Below are 18,741 nucleotides of genomic sequence, written 5' to 3' on the forward strand. Positions count from 1 at the left end.
TCTTGCTCAGGACGGGTGTGATGAAGACGTTGCGATTGAACTCGAACGATAGGGCGGTGCTGCTCGGTTCTTGCTTCTTCGAGAAGCTGCCCTTGGCGGCAACGAACGCAATTCTGGACGATGTGGTCGTTTCCACCCATGAAGAGCACGACATCCTCTTTGGCCATGGCGAGCCGCTCGATCACGTCTTCTTCGTCCTTTCCGGCCTGGTCCGTCTCTACCGTCTGGGCAAGGACGGACGCGAGGCGGATATCGCCGTGTTTCCGAAAGGTGAGCTCTTCGGCGAGAGCGCCATGTTCCTCGGAAACCGCGCCACCGCCAACGCCCAGACGATCGAAACGACGATGCTTGCGCGGATCGACAGCCGCAAGCTGCGCAAGCTCGCCGAGCAGACACCCGAAATCGCCGACGCGCTGATGCAGCTCCTGTGCCGGCACGCGCAGATGGCCGAGGATTGCCTGGCCGAAGACCGACTGCTGACGGCGCCGCAACGGGTGGCAAGCTATATTCTCGGCAACTGCCCGGACGGCATCACGAACTTTTCCTTCCGCCTGCCCTTCCAGAAAAATGTGCTGGCCGGCAAGCTGGGCCTGGCGCCGGAAGCGCTCTCGCGCGCCTTCTCCGCACTTCGCCGCTCGGGCGTTACAGTCAAGGGCCGCGTCATCGAGATCCATGACAGGCAGGCGCTCGAACGCTTCTGACGCGCCGACAAGGTTCGGCTGTCAGTAGCCTGCGAGCGTCACAGTCCGCCGTGCAGCGCCAGGAAATCAACGATCCGGTTGACGCCGTCGCCGCGTTTCATGTCGGTGAAGACGAAGGGTTTTTCCGCCCGCATCCGCGTCGCATCCCGCTGCATGACGTCGAGATCGGCCCCGACATAGGGAGCAAGGTCCTTCTTGTTGATGACAAGCAGATCCGACTTGGTGATGCCCGGCCCGCCCTTTCGCGGGATCTCCTCGCCCTGGCAGACGGAGATGACATAGATCGTCAGATCGGCAAGATCGGGCGAAAAGGTCGCCGCGAGATTGTCGCCGCCGGATTCGATGAAGACGACGTCAAGATCGGGTATGCGCCGATTGAGATCAGCGATTGCCTGCAGATTGATCGTGGCGTCCTCGCGGATCGCCGTATGCGGGCAGCCCCCGGTTTCCACGCCGACGATGCGCTCGGACGGCAGCGCCTGCATGCGCACCAGAGCCTCTGCGTCTTCCTTGGTATAGATGTCGTTGGTGACAACGGCGACGGAGTACTTCTCCCGCATCGCCTTGCAGAGCTTGTCGGTCAGCGCCGTCTTGCCCGACCCCACCGGCCCGCCGATGCCGACGCGAAGGGGACCGTTCTTCGATACCATCTGGATGTCCTTTCGAGGCGATCTCTTCCTAGAGCAATTCCAGGAAAAGTGTGAAACGGTTTCCCGTCCGGAATTGCGTAATTTCAAAAGGTTAGATCATTTCACCGAAACAGTGAAATGATCTAGGAACGGAAGAGCCGCGAATGCAGGGTTTCGTGTCTCAAGGCCGAAATGTCGGCGATGATCGTGGCCGAGCCGAGATCGTCCAGCGAGGCGGTTGCGGCTTTGCTCGCCGTCGCCGCGATGACCGGCTCGAGCGCTGCGATGACGCCCATGCCATCGCGCTGGCCGATGACGCCGCAGCGGATCGCCACCGAAGCGCCGTTTGAAACGGAAGCGTTGAGAAAGGCGGCAAGCGCCGGCTCGAGACCGGTCTCATGGCCACCGGCAACGGCACCGACGGCCACCGGATAGGCGACAGTCTCGCCGAGTGCATCGAAGACCGGATGCGGCCACGACCGCGCAGCCGCCAGAAACGCCTGGCCCTGCAGCATGGTTTCCGCATGCCGCTCTCGACTTCCCGCCAGGGCTTCGGCAAGTTCCGCGGCCGCAGCCAGCCGCGTAGCATCACCGCAGGCTCGATAGCTTTCGGCAAGAAGCAGGGCATCGTTCCAGCCGGAGCCGTGGCAGATGACCGTCTCCAGCCAGGAGCGAAGCTCCGCCGCGTCCGTGACCAAACGATCATGAATCGCCTGTTCGAGCCCGCTGGAATAGGAGAAAGCACCGACCGGGAAGGCCGGGGACAGCCAGGTCGCAAGCCGCAGCAGCGCCTGCGTATCGGCCCGTTCAGCCATGGTGATGGCCGTGGCCATGGTTGTGACCGCCGGCGTGGTAGGCGCCGCGCATCGGCTGGAAGGGTTCCGAAACCTCGCTCACCTCTGCGCCCAAACCTTCGAGCATCTGGCGGATGACCGGATCACGGGCAATCAGAATGCGTTTCGCCTCGATCTGCGCCGACAGATGGCGATTGCCGAGATGCCAGGCGAGCTCGATGAGATGCAGCGGGTCGCGCGGGCGGATTTCGTAAAGCGCCTCTGGCGCGGCAACGATCCGGATATAGCCGCCACCGTCGAGCACCAGGAGATCGCCGTCGGCGAGCATCACCGGTTCCCTGAGGTCCAGCATCACCACGTCGTCGTTTTCGAGATGCAGGAGCTTGCGCCGCAGGTGCCGTGCGTCGTGCGCCAGCGTCACGCTGTGGAGCGGCGTCTTGTCGCCCGGCCCTGGCGAGAGAACTTCAGTCGAGCGGTACGGCATCTCAGAGCACCTCGACCTTCTCCGGGGTCACGAGCTCGATGCGCGCCTCGATCAGCAGGTCCGCCATCGCCGCCTGGAAGGCTTTCAGATGCGGCTCCTCGAAATGTGCATCGACGGCCGCCTTGCTCTGCCAGGTCTCAACGAACACCAGGGCATCGGGATCGGCCGGCTTGCGATAAAGGTCATAGGTGATGCAACCGGCCTCGCGCCGCGTAGCCTCGATCAGCGGTGCTGCCAGCGACACGACCTCATCTCCCTTGCCCGGATGCGCGGTCAGGTAGGCGATAATGTAAACCATTGAACCCTCGATATCTTTTCTATCCGCCAGTCTAGCAAGAAAAAGCCTCGACGCCAGTCGTGGAACCGCTTTTCAAGGTCTGCCTGCCCCGCATCGAGCAAGAAAAAGCCCGAAGACCGGATCCGATCTTCGGGCTTTCTCAAATCAGGGACGGTATGTCCTTGCCATCAGGCAGCAAGCTTCTGAGATTTCAACGTCTCCAGAATGTTCTGGGGCGAGGAAACGCCATAGGGGTCGCTGTCGCAATTGTCGGAGTAGCCCTCTTCCTCGAACCACTGCTCGACGACGCCGTTGTTGACGACGGCGGCGTAGCGCCAGGAGCGCATGCCGAAGCCGAGATTGTCCTTGGCGACCAGCATGCCCATCTTGCGGGTGAATTCACCCGAACCGTCCGGGATCAGCTTGACGTTTTCGAGGTTCTGGGACTTGCCCCAGGCATTCATGACGAAGGCGTCATTGACCGAGATGCAGTAGATCTCGTCGATGCCTTCGGCGCGGAAATCGGCGGTCAGCTTTTCGAAGTCCGGCAGCTGATAGGTCGAGCAGGTCGGCGTGAAGGCGCCGGGCAGCGAGAACAGCACGACGCGCTTGCCGGCGAAGTAATCGTCGGTGGACACGTCCTCCCAGCGGAACGGGTTGGGGCCGCCAACGGCTTCGTCGCGAACGCGGGTGCGGAACGTTACAGCGGGTACTTTTCTGCCAAGCATCGTCATCTCCTTTAGATCACAATGATTTGGTTCGGATCGACCCAAATCATCGACGTGATCGCTTCTCATAAGTCAGAGCGGGATGGGGGCGGAAACCGCATGCACTTTTCCTCATCCCGCTCCAGCGGCTCTCGGTCGGCAGGTCTTGGGAGGATTGCTGGCAACCGAGAAAAGGTCAGCCGCTTTCCTATCTGATCTTGCGCTGCGGCGCAGCACGAAACGGCCCGATTCACATGCGGGCATGGCAGCCATGCAAGAGTCGCATGGCTTCTGTTCATTCCACGAGGGCCTCAATTATGGATGCGCAAGGACAGTCCGAGGCTCGGCGGGATCGGGTTCCACAAGCCTGTTCTCAAACCTGCTTCGCGCAGTGCCCGCGCCGTCCAGGTGTTGCAGCCGAAAAGCGCATTGAAACTGCCCTCCGCTTCGAAGAAGCGGTCGTTGCCATTGTAGGAATAGCCATCGATCGGAACGACAGCCCCGCCGTCACGCGTAAAGCTCTCGGCAATGAAAGCGAGCAGCCGCTCATAGCCTGCCGCGTCCAGCTCGAAGCCGGCGACGGACGCTTGCGGTTCGGCGATCCGGCCGGCGACATCCACATGCATCACCGAGCGGTCGAGCGTCAGCGCCTTGAAGACCGGCATGGCCTTCAGCTCCGACCAGGTCGGGGTTTCCAGATAGAAGGAGCGCCCGCCCCAGCCGAAGATCAACCATTGTGCCTGTGGATCGGCAATCGGTACGCCGGCCGGCTCGATGAAACCGAACCGGGCCCTCGTTTCCTCCGTCAAGGGCACGGCGATATCCGTGTGGATCGGGCCTGAGAGCACCAGGATGCGCGTACCCCCCGCGCCCATCGCGGCGGCGGACGCTGGTAAAAGCGGCCGCGGCAGAAGCGTTCCGAGAACGACCGCCAGCACCGCCGCCAGCAGGCCGAAGAAAGCCCATTTCAGGCCGCGCTTCATGCTCGGCTCTTGCTCGCTCAGAACAGGAAGTAGCGCTGCGCCATCGGCACGATCGTCGCCGGCTCACAGGTCAGCAGCTCGCCGTCGGCGCGCACTTCATAGGTCTCCGGATCGACCTCGATATGCGGCGTCAGGCTGTTATGGATCATCGACGCCTTGCCGATGCCGCCGCGGGTGTTCCTGACGGCCACGAGCTGCTTGGCAACGCCGAGCTTGGCGGCAAGCCCGGCATCGAGCGAAGCCTGCGACACGAAGGTGACGGAGGAGCTCGTGCGGTTCTTGCCGTAGGCTGCAAACATCGGCCGGTAGTGCACCGGCTGCGGCGTCGGGATGGAGGCGTTCGGGTCGCCCATCGGGGCGATGGCGATCGAACCGCCGAGCAGCACGAAGTCCGGCTTCACGCCGAAGAAGGCCGGGTTCCAGATGACGAGATCGGCGCGCTTGCCGACCTCCAGCGAACCGATCTCGTGGCTGAGCCCATGGGCGATCGCCGGGTTGATCGTGTATTTGGCGATATAACGCTTCACCCGGAAATTGTCGTTGTCGCCGGTTTCCTGCGGCAAGGGCCCGCGCTGGCGCTTCATCTTGTCGGCCGTCTGCCAGGTGCGGATCGCCACCTCGCCGACGCGGCCCATCGCCTGGCTGTCGGAGGAAATGATCGAAAACGCGCCGATGTCGTGCAGGATGTCTTCCGCCGCGATCGTTTCCTTACGGATGCGGCTCTCGGCAAAGGCGATGTCCTCGGGGATCGACGGCGACAGGTGATGGCAGACCATCAGCATGTCCAGGTGCTCGGCCAGCGTGTTCCTGGTGTAGGGCCGCGTCGGGTTGGTGGACGACGGAATGACGTTCGGCTGGCCGCAGATCTTGATGATATCGGGCGCGTGGCCGCCGCCGGCGCCTTCCGTGTGGAAGGCATGGATCGTGCGGCCCTTGATCGCCGCGATCGTATCCTCGACGAAGCCGCTCTCGTTCAGCGTATCGGTGTGGATCATCACCTGCACGTCGTATTCGTCGGCCACGCCCAGGCAGCAATCGATCGCCGCGGGCGTCGAGCCCCAGTCCTCGTGCAGCTTCAGCGAGGTGGCCCCGGCAAGCACCATCTCGACCAGTGCGCCCGGCCGCGAGGCATTGCCCTTGCCGGCAAAAGCGATGTTCATCGGAAAACCATCGGCCGCCTCGATCATGCGGGCAAGATGCCACGGCCCCGAGGTGCAGGTGGTGGCAAGCGTGCCATGTCCCGGCCCCGCACCGCCGCCCAGCATGCAGGTAAGCCCGCTGACCAGCGCCTCCTCGATCTGCTGCGGGCAGATATAATGGATGTGGCTGTCCATGCCGCCGGCGGTGACGATCTTGCCTTCGCCCGCAATCACCTCGGTCCCGGGACCGACGATGATGGTCACGCCCGGTTGGGTATCTGGATTGCCGGCCTTGCCGATCCCGGCGATACGGCCGTCCTTGAGGCCGATATCGGCCTTGACGATGCCCCAGTGGTCGACGATCAGCGCATTGGTGATGACCGTATCGACGGCGCCCTCCGCACGGGTCAACTGGCTCTGCCCCATGCCGTCGCGAATGACCTTGCCGCCCCCGAACTTCACCTCCTCGCCATAGGTGGTGAAGTCCTTCTCGACCTCGATGAAGAGTTCGGTGTCCGCAAGCCGCACCTTGTCACCGACCGTCGGACCGAACATGTTGGCATAGGCCGCGCGCGACATCTTGTAGGGCATGGTTCAGGCTCCTTGGGACGAAGTAGAAAGTGGATGAAGGCGGCGAAGGCGGCCTCTTGCTGCCAGGGCATCGACATAGCGGCGCTCGGCGGCAAAGGGATGCCATTGCCACCCGACATGGCCGAAGCCGGCGAGCACGACGTCGTCATCGGCTGTCGCGATATTGGACAGGATATCGGCAATGACGATCAGGCCGCTGGACGGAACGACGTAGGGATCCGGTGAGAAGCTGGCGAGATCATGGTCCAGTTGCTCATGCACCGCGGCCGGCACGATGCGAAAACGGCGGTTGGTCGAGCGGCTGAAACTCTCGAAACCGACGGTGTAGTCGTCACAGAAATCGTCGAGGTCCGGATGCGTTTTCGCCAGGCTGCCTCGCATCGCGGCAAACTTCGCACCGGAGCGGACGCACCAGATTTCTCGCGCCTCGCGCACCGCCGAACTCCTTTTCCAGCGGCCGCCGCCGAGCATGGCAAGCCCGGGGCGCCCGGTGTTGCAGACGGCGACGATATCGGTCTTGTGGCCACCGGAACCGACGGAACGGCAATCGTTGAAACGGACGACGATATCGGCGGAGTCGATCGACGCGCCCGCGACATCAGGCACTTCGCCATTGCCCACGATCATGATGGTGCGGCCGCCGCTCAAGGTCTAGTTTCCGTCAGGCTCGACAATGGCTTGGAGTTCCTTCGTCCGGGCCCTCGTCAACTCGGCGAGGCAACCGGAGACGAGCATCGGCTCCATCGAGCCCCCGCGCGCTTCGAAGCCCGAAAGCTCGCATTGGCCGTCACGGTAAGCGATCCAGGCGCGCTGCGCCTTCTTCAGGGCCTCTTCGGCGCCGACATAGTTCGCATCGATCGCGGCAAGCTCCTTGTCCTGCGCCTTCGTCGCTGCCAAGGCCAGCTTGTAGACCTTGTTCAACTCGACATCCGCCGCCTCGTAGTCCTTGTTGGCGCAAATGTTCATGTCCATCTGCGTGACGGCATTCTGGCAGTCGACTTTGTCCTCTTGCGCCAGAGCCGGCGCAAGAGGCAGAACGAGAGCAATGGCAAGGACAGCGAAGCGGCTCATAGCTTGCCCATCACCTGCTGACGGAAGCCGTAGACCTCGCGCTTGCCGGAAAGGGGGATCAGCGTCACCTGGCGCGTCTGTCCCGGCTCGAAACGAACGGCCGTGCCGGCCGGAATGTCCAGTCGCCGACCGTAGGCGGCCTCCCGGTCAAACTGCAGTCCGGCGTTGGTTTCGGCGAAATGGTAGTGGCTGCCGACCTGGATCGGGCGGTCACCGGTATTGGCAACCTCGATGGTTGTCGTGTCGAGGCCGGCGTTGAGTTCGATCTCTCCGGCAGCCGCGATGATTTCTCCTGGGATCATGGTTCTCTCCTCAAGCCGCCTTGGTGCCGGCGCAGCCCCCAGGCTTCAGCACCCGCTCGGTCGACGCCGGGTATTTTTCAAGCAGCGCTGCCGGGCGCACCGGCCGCCGCGTGAACTCGCCGCCGCAATTCGGGCAGGTGCCGCCGAGCTTTGCGTCGACACAATCCGCGCAGAAGGTGCACTCGAAAGTACAGATCATCGCCTCGCGGCTATCCGGCGGCAGGTCCTTGTCGCAGCACTCGCAATTGGGGCGCAAAGCCAGCATGCTTGCCTCCTGAAATCATGGGTTGGACGAGACGGCCGGAAGGGCCTTGTTTCCTTCGTCTAGCGGATCGGTTCGTGAACGGTGACGAGCTTCGTACCGTCGGGAAATGTCGCTTCGATCTGGATGTCGTGGATCATCTCGGGAATGCCCTCCATCACCTGATCGCGCGTCAGCACCTGGGCGCCCGCCTCCATCAGTTCGGCAACCGAGCGCCCGTCGCGCGCGCCTTCAACGACGAAATCGGTGATCAGCGCGATCGCCTCCGGATGGTTGAGTTTCACGCCGCGCTCCAGGCGCCGGCGCGCGACCATCGCCGCCATGGAAATCAGCAATTTGTCCTTTTCGCGCGGGGTAAGATTCATGCGTCGCCACCGATTGTTCGTGAAGCAATTCCCAGGAAGTCTGCGGAGCGTTTTTCCGTCAGGAATTACAGAGTTTCAATGTGTTAGATCATTTCACAGTTTCAATAAAAATATGAAATGACCTAGAGAACCCAGACTTTCGGCACTGTCTTCTGCTTGCGCAAGTGCGAAATGATGGGGATGAGGATTTTTCTGAGCGCGAACCCATCCGGCGCGACCAAGCGGGCAACCAGCTTGTCGCGGCCATCGACCTGAAAATGGCTGATGCCGACACCAGCCTCGCCGTCAAGGAGCGATCGAAGACGCGGCAACAAGGGCTCGCAATCGGGACCGACATAGAGGAGCGTGGCAAAGGCGGCCGCGCCGTCGAGCACCGCCCGTCGCTGACCGAGGCTGGCGATCTCTCCGGCAAGCGCCAGATTGTCCGCATGCAGCAGCTTGCCGTCGGCGCGGATGCGCCAGCGATCACGGAAGAGCCCGGCATGCACCACCTCGCCCATCGCCTTGCGACCAAGCAGAACCGCCTCCACCGCCAGGAACGTCGCGTCGGCGGCAAGCTCCACGTCCAAAGAACGCGACAGCGAGGCATGGTCGAAAAGGATCGTTTCCTGCGGCAGCCAGTCGACGCGCGCGCCGGCGGCAACCTCGATACGCGTGGCCACCGCGACCGTATCGGCGCTCGCCTTGTAGATCTTCTCACAGGCCTGCGTCGTCACCGTCAGGTCGGTTCCGGCCCCTGCCACCACTTCCCAAACCATGCGGTCGCCGCCGGTGAGACCGCCGGAGGAATTAATGAGTACGGCTTCCATGGAGGCATCGAAGGTCTTCGGCAGGCGGATCTTGGCGCAGCCTTCCTGATAGAGTTCCGCAATGCGGCTCTGGCCGAGCGCCGTCTTGGCGACCAGCCGGCCCTTACCCCAGGCCCGTTGCGGGGCGATGCTTGCTGCCTTGTTCATCCTCGACCGCCGAGCGGTGTCCTTCAATCCTTGGCGCCGCACCCGTTGGGCCGCTCGCCTTGCCTTCGCGCTATCGTCCGCATCGCGGCACGACAAGTCAAGTTATTGTTTTGCAAAGAAAATCGTCAAGTCGCTGCATTTCCGTGCAAGCGCTGCGCGAAAAACAGGCAATCGCTTACGCTATCCGATCCAGCGGCTCGCGCCCGCGAAGAAGGCGGTGATGTTGTCGACCGATGGGTGAAGAGAATGCGAGGTTTCGAGCTCATACCGCCTCCGGAACAGAATTCGGGAGAGAGTGCACGAAACGGCGCGACGCGACAGCCATCTCGACAGGCGAAACACTTATCACGAAAAGCCATGACCTCGACCAGAGGGGGGTCGCTTTGCTTAAAGAAAGGCCCGGCGATCGCTCGCCGGGCCTGACAAATCAGACGCAACGTCCGAAATCAGAACTACTCGTTCTGGAAGTAGCTGTACTTGCCGTCTTCACCCTTCTTCCAGGTGTACATGACGTAGTCCGGACGGGTGATGTCGCCCTTCTCGTCATAGCCGAGTTCGCCGATCGCGGTCTTGAACGGACCCTTTGCCTTGATGGCTTCGGCAACAGCCTGCGGGTCGTTGCCGCCCGAAGCCTTCGCGCCTTCGGCGATGACCTGGAGAGCGGCGTAAGCGTAGAGCGTGTAGGCTTCCGGTTCGAAGCCGGCAGCGCGGAACTTCTCGACGAGTTCCTTGGCAGCCGGATTCTTGCGCGGATCCGGAGCGAAGGTCATCAGCGTGCCATCAACGGCGTCGCCGGCGATCGAGGCCAGTTCGTTCGAAACGATACCGTCGCCCGACATCACGGTTGCCTTGAGGCCCTGGTCCTTCATCTGGCGCATGATCAGGCCGGCTTCGGTGTGCAGACCGCCGTAATAGACAATCGAGACGCCGGCTTCCTTCATCTTGGCGATCAGCGCCGAGAAGTCCTTGTCGCCGGTGTTGATGCCTTCGTAGAGGGCTTCGGTTAGGCCGGCTTCGTTCATCGCCTTCTTGGTTTCGTCGGCAAGGCCCTGACCATAGGGGGTCTTGTCGTGAACGACGGCAATCTTCGCGTCCTTGAAGTTGGCGGCGAGGTAGGCACCGGCTACGGCGCCCTGCTGGTCGTCACGGCCGCAGGTGCGGAAGGTGTTCCACAGGCCGCGCTCGGTGAACTGCGGGTTGGTAGAGGCCGGGGTGATCTGCAGGATGCCGTTTTCGGCGTAGACTTCGGAAGCCGGGATGGACACGCCCGAGTTGAAGTGGCCGACAACGAACTTCACACCGTCAGCAACGAACTTGTTGGCGACCGAAACGCCCTGCTTGGCGTCCGAAACGTCGTCGCCCAGGACAACCTTGATCTGTTCCCCATTGATACCGCCAGCAGCGTTGATGTCGGCGGCGGCCTGTTCTGCACCTTTCTGGAGCTGTGCACCGAATGCGGCGTTCGGGCCAGTCAGCGGGCCGGCGACACCAACGAGAACATCAGCCCAGGCGCTGCCGCTGAAGGCAACCATAGCCGTCAGCGCGACCGCCGACAGAAGAGACTTTTTCATCTTGTTACTCCCAATTATTCGAGCGGGTCTCGTTACCAACCTGCGCAACACCCACCATAGTTGCGCCGGTGTTTCTTTCGCACCGGCCGCGGCGGACCGGCACGCGCTGTTCCCTTTATTTGGCTTTCCAGGAGAAAGGCGAAACCTTCTCATAGAGCCAATAGTAGTTATTGGTCATTTGCTTGGTCCGGTAGTACCGGAAACCTGCGGTAGCAAACAACAAAAGTACGATCGTGTCCACGATATAGTATTGCAGGTTGAACATCGTGCCCGCGAAGAGGGCATGGTGGATGAAACGGATACCCAGCCCCAGCAATGCCACGTAGAGCAGCAGCCGTGGCATGCCTTCCCAGGTTTCGGCCACGCTCTTGCCCGTACGCCAGGCGGTCCAGCCGCCAAGCACGCAGCTTATGAAAAGAAACTGCCAGATCGACGTTTCTTCGTAGAGAATTCCCTGCATGTCACTTGCTCCAGATGCGGCCGATCAATGACGGCCGCCTTCGAGATAGGCCGCGCGAACTTCCGGATTGGCGAGCAGATCCTTGCCGGAACCGCTCATCGTCACCCGGCCGTTGACCATCACGTAGCCGCGGTCCGAAAGCTTAAGCGCCCCGAAGGCGTTCTGCTCGACGAGGAAGACTGTCAGCCCCTCGTCCTTGTTGAGTTTCTTGATCGCTTCGAAGATGCCCTTGACGATCAGCGGCGCGAGACCGAGCGACGGCTCGTCGAGAAGCAGGAGCTTCGGCCGGGCCATCAGCGCGCGGCCGATCGACAGCATCTGCTGTTCGCCGCCCGAAAGCGTACCCCCGCGCTGTGCCTGGCGCTCCTTCAGACGCGGGAAAAGGGTAAACACCTTCTCCACGTCCTGATCGAAGTGCTTCAGGTTGTCGAGGCTCGCACCCATCTGCAGGTTCTCGAACACCGTCATGCGCGGGAAGATGCGCCGTCCCTCGGGAGACTGGGCGATACGCATCCGTGCGATCTCGTGCGTCGGCATGCGGGTGATGTCCTGGCCTTCGAAGAAGACCGAACCGGTGCGCGCCTGCGGGCTGCCGCAGATGGTCATCATCAGGGTCGACTTGCCGGCGCCGTTGGCGCCGATCAGGCAGACGATCTCGCCGCGGTGAACCTCGACGTCGACGCCGCTGAGCGCCCGGATGTTGCCGTAATAGGTCTCGACGGCTTTGACTTGGAGAAGAGGCGCCGTCATCAGTTGGTGCCTCCCTGTCCGCCTTCGATTTCCTCGATTTGTTCGATCACCTCTTCAACCTCTTCATCCTCGACACCCAGATAGGCCGCGATGACCTTCGGATCGCTCTTGACGAAATCCGGTGTGCCGTCGGAAATCTTCTGTCCGTATTCCAGGACCACCACGTGATCGGAAATCTCCATGACCACGGACATGTCGTGCTCGATCAATAGGATCGACGTGCCGGTCTCGGCGCGGATGCCCTGCAACAACTCGTTGAGCGCCAGCGATTCGCGCGGGTTGAGACCGGCGGCCGGCTCGTCCAGGCAAAGAAGCTCAGGTCCCGTGCACATGGCGCGGGCGATCTCGAGACGACGCTGCGCGCCATAGGAGAGGTCGCCGGCCGGATCGTCCGCACGGTCGATCAGCGACGCTTTTTCGAGCCAATGCTTAGCAAGATCGATCGCTTCGCGCGATGCCTGCCGGTAGGCGGGGAAGCCCAGGAGCCCGAGGAACGTGTAACCCGATGCCTGCATCAGCTTGTTGTGCTGCGCGACCAAGAGGTTTTCGAGCACGGTCAGGCCGGAGAACATCCGGATGTTCTGAAAGGTACGCGCCACCTTGGCATGCTTGGTGATCGCGAAGTCCGGCAGCCGTTCCAGCAGATATTCTTTACCGGCCTTCTGCTTCATCGTGATCATGCCCATCGTCGGCTTGTAGAAGCCGGTGATGCAGTTGAACACCGTGGTCTTGCCTGCGCCGTTCGGGCCGATCAGCGCGGTGATGTCGCCGCGATAGGCTTCGAAGGAAAAGTCGTTGATGGCCATGAGACCGCCGAAGCGCATCGACAGGTGCTCAACCTTGAGAATGGGGTCTTTTGTCATTGTCGTTGTCTCGCGGGCCATCAGCCGTGCCCTTCCTTGGTGAAGCTGCCGGAGACGGCCTTGCGCTGGTGCAGGAAGGCTGTCGGTTCGCGCGATCCGACGAAGCCGCGCGGCTTCCAGACCATGACGACGACCATGGCCAGGCCAAAGATCAGCATGCGGTAGAGTTCAGGGGTGAAGTCCGGCCCGAAGACCATCTTCAGGAAGGACAGTTCACGCAAGATTTCGGTGCCACCGATCATCACCACTGCGGCGATTGCGATACCGGTCAGCGAGCCCATGCCGCCGAGAACCACGATCGCCAGAATGACCGCGGATTCCAGGAAGACGAAGGATTCAGGCGACACGAAGCCCTGGCGCACGGCGAAGAACGAGCCGGCAATACCGCCGAACATCGCGCCCGTTGCAAAGGCCGTCAGCTTGGTCGTGACCGTGTTGATGCCAAGCGACTTGCAGGCGATCTCGTCCTCGCGCAGTGCTTCCCAGGCACGGCCGATCGGCATGCGGCGCAGCCGGATCGTGACGAAGGCCGTCAGCATGCAGAGCCCGAGGATCAGGTAGAACAGGAAGATCTTGTAATAGGCCGACGAGATCGGCAAGCCCATCAGCGCTGCGAAGCCATCCTTCGACGCATCGAACTTGATGCCGAACAGCGTTGCCTTGGCGATGCCGGAGACACCGAACGTGCCCTTCGTTACCTCGGTCCAGTTGATCAGCACGAGGCGGATGATTTCCCCGAAGGCAAGCGTCACGATCGCCAGATAGTCACCGCGCAGGCGCAGGACAGGGAAGCCGAGGATTGTGCCCCAGCACGCGGAGAGGATGCCGGCGACCGGCAGGAGGATCCAGAACGACAGACCGAAATAGGTCGACAACAGCGCGTAAGAATAGGCGCCGACCGCGTAGAAGGCGACGTAACCCAGGTCCAGAAGGCCGGCGAGGCCGACGACGATGTTCAAACCCCAGGCCAGCATCACATAGATCAGGATCTGGATGCCGAAATTGTCGACCCACTTCAGCGAGCCCTGCACGCCGAAGATCGCGACGATGATCGGCGGATAGACGACCAGGAACAAAATGGCGAGCTTCGAGAAGTTGCGGCTGAAGAAGCCCTCCTCCTTCAACACCTCCTCAGCCGCGGCCTTGGCAGCCTTGCGGCGGGCCATGGCCGGCTGGACATAGGCAACCATCAAGAAGCGGCCGACGGCGGCGACGATCACGAAGATCGCAAGCAGCCCCCAGCGCTGGTTGAGGATGAGCTCGTTGCGGATGTTCTGGTCGGACTTGAGACCGACGAACAGCACAAAAAGGCCAAGCGAAATCAGGCCCGCGAAGACAGCCTCGCGCAGGGCCCGCGCCGTCACGTCAGTGCCGGCGCTTGCAGTCGTAGAAGCAATGTTTGCCATGGAATTATACCTTCTCGACTTCCGGTCGTCCGAGAATGCCAGACGGCTTGAAGATCAGGACGATGGCGAGAATGGAGAAGGTCGCGACGTCCTTGTAGTCGATGGTGAAGTAGGCAGACCAGAGGGACTCGATGAGCCCGATCAGCAGTCCGCCGAGAACGGCGCCCGGCAGCGATCCGATGCCGCCGAGAACGGCCGCGGTGAACGCCTTGACGCCAGGAACGAAACCGTCGGTGAAGACGACGACGCCATAATACATGAGATACATCGTGCCTGCGACGGCGGCCAGTGCCGCGCCCATGATGAAGGTCACCGAGATGGTGCGGTCGACGTCAACGCCGAGCAAGGCCGCCATCTTGCGATCCTGTTCGGTCGCACGCTGCGCACGACCGAGCGGCGTCCTGTTGACGATGTACCAGAAGATGGAAAGCAGGATCGCCGTGATGATGATGATGATGATCTGCTTCAGCGAGATGGTGATGCCGAAAATGTCGTAGACCGAGGAGACGAGCGGCGGGATCGGCTTGTTGCGCGGGCCCTGCGTCACCTGGATGAAGTTCGACAATGCAATCGACATGCCGATTGCCGTGATCAGCGGCGCAAGCCGGAACGAACCGCGCAGCGGCCGATAAGCCACCTTCTCGATCGTCCAGTTCCACAGCCCTGCCGTCAGCATGCCGACGATCATCATCAGCAAGAGAGCAAGTACAACCGGGACGCCCCCGATGAATGTTGTGAGAATCAGAAAGACAATCAATGCGGCGAAACCGCCAAGCATGAAGATATCGCCGTGGGCGAAGTTGATCATGCCAATGATGCCGTAGACCATGGTATAACCAATTGCGATCATACCATAAATAGACCCAAGAGTCAGCCCGTTGACGAGCTGCTGGACGAAATACTCCATCAATCTTCCCCTGGACCAGATCCCTAAGGTCTGGTCTCTTTGTTTTTTGAGCTCTTGTGAGCGCTGTGTTTGTTCGATTCCATACCTCTTTCAAACGAAAAGGAAAGCTAAAAAACGCGGCTTCGGCAAAATCTTCCTCGATAAAATCGATTTGACGCTTTTAAAGCCAGAAAAATCGAAACTTCGGCAGCTTTCGCCCGCAAAATCATCAACTTTAGTCGTAAATGCCGTGAGACTTGCGGAGGTCCGGCCACCGACCGGCCAGACCAGTGGCCCGTCTCGGCGCTCAGGTGCGCATCCGTTGACCGCTCGCGTCGAACAAGGGGGTCGGCTGCAGGCGCGCCGGCAGGATCTCGCCCAGGAGCTCGATCGACCAGCCATCGCTGCGGTCGGCGATCTCCTTCGGCACGTAACCCATGGCCACCGAGACGCCGCTCGTATGCGCATAGCCGCCCGACGTCACCCAGCCGCGCACGGTGCCGTCGAGATAGATCGGCTCGTCGCCGATGACGTCGGCGTCCCTTGCCTCAAGGACGAAGGTCCTGAGACGCAGCGCGCCGCCGTCGGCCTTCTCCTGGATCGCCGCCGCCTTGCCGATGAAATCGGCCTCCTTGCCGGTTGCGACGAAGCGACCAAGTCCGGCCTCGACCGGGCCGTAAAGCGGTCGATACTCGCGCGCCCAGCTACCGAAGGATTTCTCGACCCGCAACGCATTCAGCGCCCTGAGGCCGAACAGTCTGATCCCGGACGACGCCCCCTTCTCCATCAGGAGCTCGAAGAGATAACGCTGATACTCCGGCTTCATCCAGATCTCGTAGCCGAGATCGCCGGTGTAGCTGACGCGGCCGACGATGACCGGTGCCATGCCGAGGTCCATTCGGCGGATATCCAGGAACGGAAAGGCGGCGTCCGAGACGTCGAGATGGGTGAGGCCGGCAAGCACCTCGCGCGCCTTCGGCCCTGCGATCGACAGGCCGACCAGTTCCAGCTTCAGCGGCCTCAGCGAAACCGAGCCGTCCCCGGGTAGATGCGCCTCGAACCAGCGCATGTGGTAGTCCTCGGCGATGCCGGAGCCGATGAGCAGGAAATCCCCCTCCCCGAGCTTGGCAAGCGTGAAGTCGCCGATCAGCTTGCCGTCGTCCTTCAGCATCGGCGCCAGCGTCATGCGTCCGGCCTGCGGGATGCGGCAGGCAAGCATGCGGTCGAGCCAGGCCTCGGCGCCGTTGCCGGTGATCGCATATTTGGCAAAGCCCGAAGTCTCCATCAGGCCGACGCCCGCACGCACGGCGCGCGCTTCCGCGCCAACCGTCTCGAAATCCGTCGAGCGCCGCCAGGAAAAGGCGTCCGTCACTCCTTCGGGCGCGAACCACAGCGGCGTTTCGAGGCCGTAGGACGCGCCGAAAACGGCGCCGGCTGCCTTCAGCCTGTCGTAAATCGGCGTCGTCAGCAGCGGCCGCGCGCCCGGCAACTCCTCGTTCGGATAGCGGATCGAGAAACGGCGCGAATAGTTTTCGCGCACCTTGGCATTGGTATAGGCGAGTGTGGCAAAGTCGCCGTAGCGGGCGACGTCCATGGCAAAGACGTCGAAACCGGGATCGCCATGGATCATCCAGTTGGCAAGCGCCAGGCCGACACCGCCGCCCTGGCTGAAACCGGCCATGACGGCGCAGGCCGACCAGAAGTTCCGCAAGCCCCGCACGGGGCCGACCAGCGGATTGCCATCCGGCGAGAAGGTGAAGGGGCCGTTGATGATCTTCTTGATGCCGGCCCGGTTGAAGGCCGGAAAATGCCGGAAGCCGACTTCGAGTTCCGGCGAAATGCGATCGATATCCTCGGCCAGCAGTTCATGGCCGAAGTCCCAGGGCGTCGTCACCGGCGACCACGGGCGGCATGCCTTCTCATAGGTACCCATCAGCATGCCGTTGCGTTCCTGGCGCAGATAGATCTCGCCGTCGAAATCGACGCAATGCATCAGTTCCTTGCCACGCGTCCGGTTGAACTCGATGACTTCGGGCATGTCTTCGGTGATGAGATACATGTGCTCCATGGCGAGCACAGGCAGCTCGAGGCCGACCATGCGGCCCACTTCACGCGCCCAGAGCCCGGCGGCATTGACGACATGCTCGGCGATGATCTCGCCCTGATTGGTGATCACGCGCCAGGAGCCGTCCTCGCGCTGCACCAGGTCCTCGACCTTGGTGTGCAGATAGATCTCCGCGCCGTTCTTCTTCGCCGATTTGGCATAGGCATGGGTCGTGCCGTAGGGATCGAGATGGCCCTCGACCGGATCGAAGACCGCGCCGACGAACTGATCAGGGTCGAGCAACGGCATCAGGTCATGCGCTTCCTTGGGCGTCAGCAGCTCGGCCTCGAGCCCCATATAGCGGCCCTTGGCGAGGATCGACTTCATCCAGTCGAAGCGCTCCTTGGTGGCTGCCAGCATCATGCCAGACGTCATGTGCAAGCCGACATCCTGGCCGGAGAATTCCTGGATCTCCTTATAGAGCTCGACCGTGTATTTCTGCAGCTTGGCGACGTTCGGGTCGCCGTTGATCGTGTGCATGCCGCCGGCCGCGTGCCAGGTGGAGCCGGAGGTCAACTCCGATCGTTCGAGCAAGACAGCATCGGTCCAGCCGAACTTCGTCAGGTGATAAAGCACCGAACAACCGACGACACCGCCTCCGATAACGACGACCTTGGCATGGCTTTTCATGCGTACACTCCGTCTTTCCATGCTCCTGCCGGAGGCATGGCCAAAATTGTCAGGAAAAAATCAGGCACGGCGACCGCTTGCCTTCCGCCATGGAAGCTCAGGCGGCGAATGATGACAGCCTAGTCAGAAAGGCGGCGGCGATAAAGACACGGCTGCGAAGGACGCTTGTCCATTTCCGCCGTTTGCTGGCGGATGGGCGACCCGTTTGCGGCATTTCATGCCGCATTTGTTTTCAGCCTATCGCCGGAGGCCGGTTCAGTCCGAAAAGGCGGCCGTGAGATCGAACGCCCGTCCCATCCGCATCAGGTCGTCGAAGAGCGATTCCGCGTAGCTTCGCGCCACGATCAGTTCGAACGCGTCTTCCTCCGTCCGGGCGAGATTGACCGGGATGTGGCCGCACAGCACGTTGGCACTGCCCCCGAGTGGGAAAACGGCAGGATGCAGATCGAGGCCGACGCCCTTGGCGAGGATGGTGCGCGCATTCGGGCCGGCAAGGCGGAAGACGGCGCGTCCGTCGCTTTGGTCGACGACATAGGCCCGCCCACCGCAAAGCTCTTCAAGGTGCCGCATCAGTCCACTCGGCGCCTCCACCTCCGAAACCACCAGCCATTCCCCGGGGCCTGAGAACCGGAGCGACAGCTCGGATACCGAAGCGATCGCCTGCCGAACCGCCTCTTCCTGCCCGGCGCGAGCGAGAACCGTCGCGATCGTGCGCCAATGGCCGACCATCAGGTGATCGGCTGCCGGAGGCGTCGGCGCAGAGCGCAACTTCTGCTCCAATGCGTGGCGGTTGTTGTAGTCGCGAACCAT

The 18,741-nt window shown here is 62.0% G+C and carries 23 protein-coding genes; 2 read left to right on the forward strand and 21 right to left on the reverse strand.

What is annotated here, in order from left to right; translation table 11 throughout:
* The first annotated feature begins 20 nt into the window (after positions 1-20).
* On the forward strand, positions 21-701 hold the full coding sequence (locus AC1Z3V_RS32035) for a Crp/Fnr family transcriptional regulator (RefSeq protein WP_173517591.1): 681 nt from the start codon (positions 21-23) through the stop codon (positions 699-701).
* A gap of 38 nt (positions 702-739) precedes the next feature.
* Here the strand turns inward: AC1Z3V_RS32035 and ureG are convergent, their stop codons facing one another.
* From ureG to AC1Z3V_RS32100, 13 genes are all read right to left on the reverse strand, one after another.
* Positions 740-1,351, reverse strand: coding sequence for an urease accessory protein UreG (ureG, locus tag AC1Z3V_RS32040; RefSeq protein ID WP_483504031.1), 612 nt, complete (start codon positions 1,349-1,351; stop codon positions 740-742).
* Between the two features lie 122 nt (positions 1,352-1,473).
* The gene (locus AC1Z3V_RS32045; RefSeq protein WP_483504192.1) at positions 1,474-2,145 is read right to left on the reverse strand and encodes an urease accessory protein UreF; all 672 of its coding nucleotides are present in this window, start codon (positions 2,143-2,145) and stop codon (positions 1,474-1,476) included.
* Positions 2,138-2,608, reverse strand: a complete 471-nt coding sequence (ureE, locus tag AC1Z3V_RS32050; RefSeq protein WP_483504032.1) for an urease accessory protein UreE — start codon at positions 2,606-2,608, stop codon at positions 2,138-2,140. Before ureE ends, AC1Z3V_RS32045 begins: the two co-directional genes overlap by 8 nt.
* 1 nt (position 2,609) lies before the next feature.
* Positions 2,610-2,906, reverse strand: a complete 297-nt coding sequence (locus tag AC1Z3V_RS32055; RefSeq protein ID WP_291156869.1) for a putative quinol monooxygenase — start codon at positions 2,904-2,906, stop codon at positions 2,610-2,612.
* 167 nt (positions 2,907-3,073) lie between these two features.
* Complete coding sequence (locus AC1Z3V_RS32060) at positions 3,074-3,613, reverse strand: peroxiredoxin (protein ID WP_429816612.1); 540 nt, start codon at positions 3,611-3,613, stop codon at positions 3,074-3,076.
* Positions 3,614-3,903: 290 nt separating this feature from the next.
* Positions 3,904-4,575: a TIGR02117 family protein gene (locus tag AC1Z3V_RS32065; protein WP_483504033.1), complete on the reverse strand. Its 672-nt coding sequence runs from the start codon at positions 4,573-4,575 to the stop codon at positions 3,904-3,906.
* Positions 4,576-4,592: 17 nt separating this feature from the next.
* A complete protein-coding gene (gene ureC, locus AC1Z3V_RS32070) occupies positions 4,593-6,305 on the reverse strand; it encodes an urease subunit alpha (RefSeq protein ID WP_429816615.1) in 1,713 nt (570 codons plus the stop codon).
* A 3-nt stretch (positions 6,306-6,308) separates the two neighbouring features.
* Complete coding sequence (locus AC1Z3V_RS32075; protein ID WP_483504034.1) at positions 6,309-6,953, reverse strand: Urease operon accessory protein; 645 nt, start codon at positions 6,951-6,953, stop codon at positions 6,309-6,311.
* Between the two features lie 3 nt (positions 6,954-6,956).
* Positions 6,957-7,376 (reverse strand): lysozyme inhibitor LprI family protein, encoded by a 420-nt coding sequence (locus tag AC1Z3V_RS32080; RefSeq protein ID WP_483504035.1) that lies wholly within the window; start codon positions 7,374-7,376, stop codon positions 6,957-6,959.
* On the reverse strand, positions 7,373-7,678 hold the full coding sequence (locus AC1Z3V_RS32085) for an urease subunit beta (RefSeq protein WP_429816623.1): 306 nt from the start codon (positions 7,676-7,678) through the stop codon (positions 7,373-7,375). Before AC1Z3V_RS32085 ends, AC1Z3V_RS32080 begins: the two co-directional genes overlap by 4 nt.
* A 10-nt stretch (positions 7,679-7,688) precedes the next feature.
* Entirely contained in the window at positions 7,689-7,943 is a 255-nt protein-coding gene (locus AC1Z3V_RS32090; protein WP_483504036.1) for a DUF1272 domain-containing protein, read from the reverse strand.
* Between the two features lie 59 nt (positions 7,944-8,002).
* The gene (locus AC1Z3V_RS32095) at positions 8,003-8,305 is read right to left on the reverse strand and encodes an urease subunit gamma (RefSeq protein ID WP_034794185.1); all 303 of its coding nucleotides are present in this window, start codon (positions 8,303-8,305) and stop codon (positions 8,003-8,005) included.
* Between the two features lie 122 nt (positions 8,306-8,427).
* Entirely contained in the window at positions 8,428-9,261 is an 834-nt protein-coding gene (locus AC1Z3V_RS32100) for an urease accessory protein UreD (RefSeq protein WP_483504037.1), read from the reverse strand.
* Here AC1Z3V_RS32100 and AC1Z3V_RS32105 point away from each other — a divergent pair.
* Positions 9,254-9,502, forward strand: coding sequence for a hypothetical protein (locus AC1Z3V_RS32105; protein ID WP_483504038.1), 249 nt, complete (start codon positions 9,254-9,256; stop codon positions 9,500-9,502). The genes AC1Z3V_RS32100 and AC1Z3V_RS32105 overlap by 8 nt on opposite strands.
* Before the next feature lie 211 nt (positions 9,503-9,713).
* On the opposite strand, the gene AC1Z3V_RS32110 is transcribed toward AC1Z3V_RS32105, so the two are convergent.
* The 8 genes from AC1Z3V_RS32110 to AC1Z3V_RS32145 all read right to left on the reverse strand — a co-directional run bounded on the left by AC1Z3V_RS32110 (position 9,714) and on the right by AC1Z3V_RS32145 (position 18,741).
* Positions 9,714-10,832, reverse strand: coding sequence for a branched-chain amino acid ABC transporter substrate-binding protein (locus tag AC1Z3V_RS32110; RefSeq protein ID WP_429816632.1), 1,119 nt, complete (start codon positions 10,830-10,832; stop codon positions 9,714-9,716).
* Positions 10,833-10,947: 115 nt separating this feature from the next.
* Positions 10,948-11,292: a DUF6867 family protein gene (locus AC1Z3V_RS32115; protein ID WP_429816634.1), complete on the reverse strand. Its 345-nt coding sequence runs from the start codon at positions 11,290-11,292 to the stop codon at positions 10,948-10,950.
* A 24-nt stretch (positions 11,293-11,316) separates the two neighbouring features.
* Positions 11,317-12,042 carry an ABC transporter ATP-binding protein gene (locus AC1Z3V_RS32120; protein WP_483504039.1) on the reverse strand — a complete coding sequence of 242 codons (726 nt, stop codon included), beginning with the start codon at positions 12,040-12,042 and terminating at the stop codon, positions 11,317-11,319.
* Positions 12,042-12,926 (reverse strand): ABC transporter ATP-binding protein, encoded by an 885-nt coding sequence (locus AC1Z3V_RS32125; protein ID WP_429820827.1) that lies wholly within the window; start codon positions 12,924-12,926, stop codon positions 12,042-12,044. The genes AC1Z3V_RS32120 and AC1Z3V_RS32125 overlap by 1 nt, the downstream gene beginning before the upstream one ends.
* Positions 12,926-14,311 carry a high-affinity branched-chain amino acid ABC transporter permease LivM gene (livM, locus tag AC1Z3V_RS32130; protein WP_483504040.1) on the reverse strand — a complete coding sequence of 462 codons (1,386 nt, stop codon included), beginning with the start codon at positions 14,309-14,311 and terminating at the stop codon, positions 12,926-12,928. Before livM ends, AC1Z3V_RS32125 begins: the two co-directional genes overlap by 1 nt.
* 4 nt (positions 14,312-14,315) lie before the next feature.
* Positions 14,316-15,218, reverse strand: coding sequence for a branched-chain amino acid ABC transporter permease (locus AC1Z3V_RS32135; RefSeq protein WP_429820831.1), 903 nt, complete (start codon positions 15,216-15,218; stop codon positions 14,316-14,318).
* Between the two features lie 286 nt (positions 15,219-15,504).
* Complete coding sequence (locus AC1Z3V_RS32140; RefSeq protein WP_483504041.1) at positions 15,505-17,931, reverse strand: GcvT family protein; 2,427 nt, start codon at positions 17,929-17,931, stop codon at positions 15,505-15,507.
* Between the two features lie 255 nt (positions 17,932-18,186).
* Positions 18,187-18,741: a sarcosine oxidase subunit gamma gene (locus AC1Z3V_RS32145; RefSeq protein WP_483504042.1), complete on the reverse strand. Its 555-nt coding sequence runs from the start codon at positions 18,739-18,741 to the stop codon at positions 18,187-18,189.

The organism is Ensifer sp. 38_S197 (assembly GCF_056924495.1).